Raw genomic sequence first — 4,546 nt, 5'->3', positions numbered from 1 at the left:
GACCCCTGCCGACAAAGCATATCTCCACCGTAGATCGCCCCCTACGAGATACTAACGAAATCAGCTGGGGCTAAACACGTACGGATTAGCTACCCTAAGAAGCTGAACGACCAGTATAAATCAGACCCTCAGTTCATGCAAGAGATTGGTGAAGTTCCTCGCCTAGGATACTCTACCAATCAATATGCCATCCTCCGCGCCTGTGGATTTATCGAGCACTATCTACGAGACAACGTAGATGTCAAACGTCATCTCCGCAACTATGATGACGACAAGGTCACCTTTGCTCGGTTGATTAATTGGGCGACCAAAGAAGATCGGTTACGGGGAGATACGAGGATGCTTCTCCATTTCGTGAGAGAAGTCAGGAACAACGCTGCTCATAACATGTGGCTGGAACGGAACTACTCACTCGACATTTTAACCCATGCACGAGAATGTGCAGTCTACGTCATCGACGACATACTTCGGGAGTTATCGAATGAGGGTGGACAACTTGAAGAAGAACTACCAACGGGAGACGGATCACAAGAACTGATCCGACACATTGAATCGGAATTCTTGTGGTGGTTTGATGAGTCTAAGCATAGCTGGGTCACTGAGTTCCAAACGGATGAACCAGACGAGTAGAATTCAATCAACACGCATATCGATTGCTCGCACCTCGACCAGCTCAAAGAGACACGGTTCAATTCCGCAGGCGAGAAACCATTGACAGTCCACGCTGGAATCCTCGTGGAGTTACCGCTACGGTGGTGCTCTGCGTTTTCGCATCGTGAACCGACGTCGGACAAACTCTGTCAGGATACGGTCGCTGATCCGTGCGCTCTGAGTACGGTCGGGGATTGGACAATCTAACGACGATCCCGATGAGGACTACTCTCTCATCCCTTCATCGTTTGCTTGAGGGCGGAATTCGCGGCGGCTCGCATTTGCCATAACGGTGGAATCGCCAAGTCATCCCGGTCAAGTATCCCATCTCTTTCGCCCTTGTCGGGGTGTTTTACCCGGTTGACCATCTCGCGCCACGCCCTGACGTCCTCTACGGTCATCCCTGTGCTTTCGGCTATGACCTGATCTTTCTCGTTATATCCGGGTGAGATTGTGTTCTCGCAGACGTAGTAGAAGTTCGCCGCAGCGGTCCAGAGATCCGACGACAACGCATCGTCGTACATATGTAGCGCGACGCGGATATCGGCCTCCGCGTCCGATTCAATCCGTTTCGAGCGGTACTCCCGGACGTTTCGATAGACGGACGCCACGTCTCCGACGATCTCGACTTCCTCGGGGATTTCGTTCCTTCCAAGTAGCGCTGTCGCAAAGTTGCCCGGAGAGAGTTGAGACTGATACTCCAGCGCGCCCCTTTTTGACGTGTACGCTCCGGAGACAACTTGACCAGGACTCTGTGAGAAGAATACCGGATCGTCAGTACACAAACTGAGAGAAATCAACAGACCGAAGATATCAGCATGCTCTCGTAGAGGTGGTTCCAGCGTTTCCAGTAACTGATCAGAAACGATCCACCAGTGACGCTCCGGGTGGTCCACAGACTCCTCCACACGTATCTCGCGCTCACTAGTGACCATCCGTCGGCCGTGGTAGGCCTGCTCGTTGACCCACAGGTCAAACGATTGGTTCTGTCGGAATTCTAAGCCACTTCCGTCGTTCCGGATCGATTTGACCTTGTTCGCTTTCTCGTCAACCCGTGATTGATTTCCCGTCCGGATCTGACTCAAGGGCCGAAGATAAGATGGAACGTACGTTGCCATCTCGTCAAAATACTCTGTCGTCTCATAATAGCACTAGCGGCACTACTCTCGCTGAACGTCGGTACACTTATCCTTCTAAGTCGCTCATATTCCAATATGAATCTGGAAGAATCGGTTCGAGAACTGGAGGAGCGTCTTGACCTCAGTCAGAGCGAGGAGATTGAGGAGACCGGCCGGATGGTCGCTCAACTCCAGGATTGAACACCCAGCAGTCAGTTCATCACTGCATTTGCTCTAGCTGTTCTGCGAATTCGTGTTTTGTGAGGCCTTTCGTATCAATCAACTCTTCGTAGCCACTTCTTCGGACCGCGTTCTCTACAAACTCAACCCACAGTTCTTCATGCTGTTCAGCGTATTGTCGCCATCGCTCACTCGCGGGTAGCGAAAGGTCGTATTCGTCGAGCACGATCTCGATACCGTGCTTTCGTTCAAGTATCTCACACCCGAACTGGGAGAGATATTGGAATCGATCGCCTTTTCGACGAACCGTGAGTAGGCGTTTTGACTCTTTTGCTTCGTAGGACCGCTAGCCGAGGCTTGATTTCGGCGTTTTCACTTACTCTGCCATCCGGTGGAAACCGATACACAGCGGTCGGTTCTACGGATATCTGACCGTTCGACGAAGATTGTAGACGGCACATTTCAGCACCATCTCCCGGAATTCGAGCTGCCAGCTTCGCGCACGCACGGCGGAGCCGAGCGTGCGCTTGATCGACGAGAAGACGGTTTCAACCATCCAGCGGCGGTTGTACCAGCGGCTACTCATTCGAGCGTTGTGCGCTCGGTCGAGCGAGGAGTAGATCCGGTGTTTGATCAACGGACGAATGCCGTCTGCACGGAGTTCGTCGCGGAACGGTTTTCCATCGTAGCCACGGTCAGCGGCCAGTGATCGCAGGTCCGCGGCGTTGCGCCGCGCGACCTGCGGACCGATCTTCGCGTCGTGTTTTTTCGTCGTGGTGCAGTGAACGTCGAAGACGTACAACGATTTCACGTCCACGAGGGCGGTGACTTTGAGCGAGCGAACGCGGTAGTGCGCTCGTTGTGCGTAGTGACGTGATGGCTGATCACGGTCGAAGCCGGTCGAATCGACCGCTGCGTGGCCAGTGCGTTTCTCGGCTGATTCGCCGAGAAACGCACGGTAGGTCTCCATCGAGATTGCCGCGAACCAGTCACGGAGTACCGTAAAATGAGGGAGTCGCGTGAGCCCGATTTCCTCGAGAATGCCGGGCATTTCGCCGAGGAGATCGATAGTCTGGCGGTAGGATTTTCCAAGTTCGATCCGCAGTGCCTGAAGTGTCAGCATCGCCCACTCGGCGAACCCGCCACCCCCTTCGGGGTCGGCGGGTTCGTCGGGATCAGCGACAACGGCTTTAGCTTTCGCCACCGAATTACGGGTGAAGAGACGGAATTCTGAAGTCACAACACTCCGTCTCTTCGCTTTCTACCGAGATAACACAGTCGTGGCGACGCAGTCTAGCGATCCTACAGAGCAAAGATTTCTACACGTTTCTGATGTGGCATACTGAGTACCCACATTCGTACCATTCACCTCGAATGGCAGCCTGTCACGGTGGTGTGACACGCGAGGTGTGGGAGTACAAAGTCAGTGAGCGTTCAATATGAGCAAAGAAAAACAATCGGTAGACGATCAGCGACATCGAATTGGAGACGAGTTCAATCGAGCGGTAGACCCGCTGAAGCAGTACGATGAGAATTTTACTCAGATGCAGGAAGACGGTGTTGAGCCGTTTGAGATGTTTCTTGAGGACATCGTTCGGGACAGCTATCGAGCGGGCAGCACTGTCAACGAATACGAGCGATCGGTACGGCATTTCAAAGAGTACGTGACGCAGCAAGGACGTCATCCTGCGTGCGCGAACGACACGCTCGTTATCGGGTTCTCGGAGTACGAATTCCAACAACGAGACAATGGGAAGGAAACGGTCAAAACGAAGCTCAATCACGTGAATAAGGCGTATCAGTACTTTCAAGACGAGAACGTCTTCCCGCATACATCGGAATACAGTCCTGTTGATAGCGCTTGGGGGAAGATTACATGGCCTGAAGAGGAAGAGAAAGAATTCCCGAAGGTTACGCGAGAAGAAATGCGTGCAGCGTTAGCTGAAATTACGCACGTGTTCAAACTTGCCGTGATCCTCATGGGACTCAAATTAGGGATGCGGCAGGGAGAAATCCGGAACGTACAGTTGAGAGACATCCATATCGAGAATACGGAACTACAGAACCATTACCCGGAATTAGGGAGTCACCGCCGTCTCGACGGTCGGAAAAACGCGATCTTCATCCCATCGCAGCACAATCGCCCAGGAAACAAATCGGAGCGCCCACGGATCCTGCCGCTTGATGAAGAAATGCGTCGTGTCTTGACGCAGTACCTGTTAATCCGCCCTGACTGCGGTGAACCGTGGGTATTTCTCTCACAGACACATCATGACCGAATCCGAGACAAAGACGGGATCAACAGGCACTGGAAAGAACAGATCCGTCCTCACATCTCGGCTGACGAGTACGAAAAGGAATTGACGAGCCACTTCGGCCGACACTGGTTCTCCACGTTCTGGAAGATGGAGAATCCGATCGGAAAGGAATACGCGCAGTATATGCGAGGAGACAAGATCGGTGACGGTCGGGAGGGTGACACAATTGATGAGTACCTTCATGCATACTATCCAGATCATCCGTCTTTAGTTAGGAGACAAAACGCATGACAGCGACGGCTTATCGTGGCTATTTTTCGGAAGGAATGAGGAGGTGTC

The 4,546-nt window shown here is 52.8% G+C and carries 4 protein-coding genes and 1 pseudogene; 2 read left to right on the top strand and 3 right to left on the bottom strand.

The genetic code is table 11. From position 1 onward, the window contains the following. The first annotated feature begins 135 nt into the window (after positions 1 to 135). The gene (locus GS429_RS13255; RefSeq protein WP_160065853.1) at positions 136 to 630 is read left to right on the top strand and encodes a hypothetical protein; all 495 of its coding nucleotides are present in this window, start codon (positions 136 to 138) and stop codon (positions 628 to 630) included. 254 nt (positions 631 to 884) lie between these two features. Here the strand turns inward: GS429_RS13255 and GS429_RS13250 are convergent, their stop codons facing one another. The 3 genes and pseudogenes from GS429_RS13250 to GS429_RS13245 form a co-directional block, all read right to left on the bottom strand. Continuing rightward, the gene (locus tag GS429_RS13250; protein ID WP_160065852.1) at positions 885 to 1,769 is read right to left on the bottom strand and encodes a hypothetical protein; all 885 of its coding nucleotides are present in this window, start codon (positions 1,767 to 1,769) and stop codon (positions 885 to 887) included. A 220-nt stretch (positions 1,770 to 1,989) separates the two neighbouring features. Next, positions 1,990 to 2,268: pseudogene (locus tag GS429_RS22765) on the bottom strand (DUF8172 family protein); the annotation flags it as partial. A 99-nt stretch (positions 2,269 to 2,367) separates the two neighbouring features. Then, the gene (locus tag GS429_RS13245; RefSeq protein ID WP_328821384.1) at positions 2,368 to 3,189 is read right to left on the bottom strand and encodes an IS5 family transposase; all 822 of its coding nucleotides are present in this window, start codon (positions 3,187 to 3,189) and stop codon (positions 2,368 to 2,370) included. 199 nt (positions 3,190 to 3,388) lie between these two features. Here GS429_RS13245 and GS429_RS13240 point away from each other — a divergent pair, with 199 nt between their 5' ends. After that, positions 3,389 to 4,498 (top strand): tyrosine-type recombinase/integrase, encoded by a 1,110-nt coding sequence (locus GS429_RS13240; protein ID WP_160065851.1) that lies wholly within the window; start codon positions 3,389 to 3,391, stop codon positions 4,496 to 4,498. Positions 4,499 to 4,546 lie beyond the last annotated feature (48 nt).

It is taken from the genome of Natronorubrum halalkaliphilum, assembly GCF_009834785.1.
Taxonomy (GTDB): Archaea; Halobacteriota; Halobacteria; order Halobacteriales; family Natrialbaceae; genus Natronorubrum; species Natronorubrum halalkaliphilum.
Note: the sequence above shows the minus strand (reverse complement) of the source record. Positions and strands in the feature narration are given on the sequence as shown.

What these genes read in the sequence shown, in the direction of transcription:
- GS429_RS13255 (WP_160065853.1), top strand. Translation starts at nt 136, where the DNA reads ATGCAAGAGATTGGTGAAGTTCCTCGCCTAGGATACTCTACCAATCAA.
- GS429_RS13250 (WP_160065852.1), bottom strand. Translation starts at nt 1,769, where the DNA reads ATGGCAACGTACGTTCCATCTTATCTTCGGCCCTTGAGTCAGATCCGG.
- GS429_RS13240 (WP_160065851.1), top strand. Translation starts at nt 3,389, where the DNA reads ATGAGCAAAGAAAAACAATCGGTAGACGATCAGCGACATCGAATTGGA.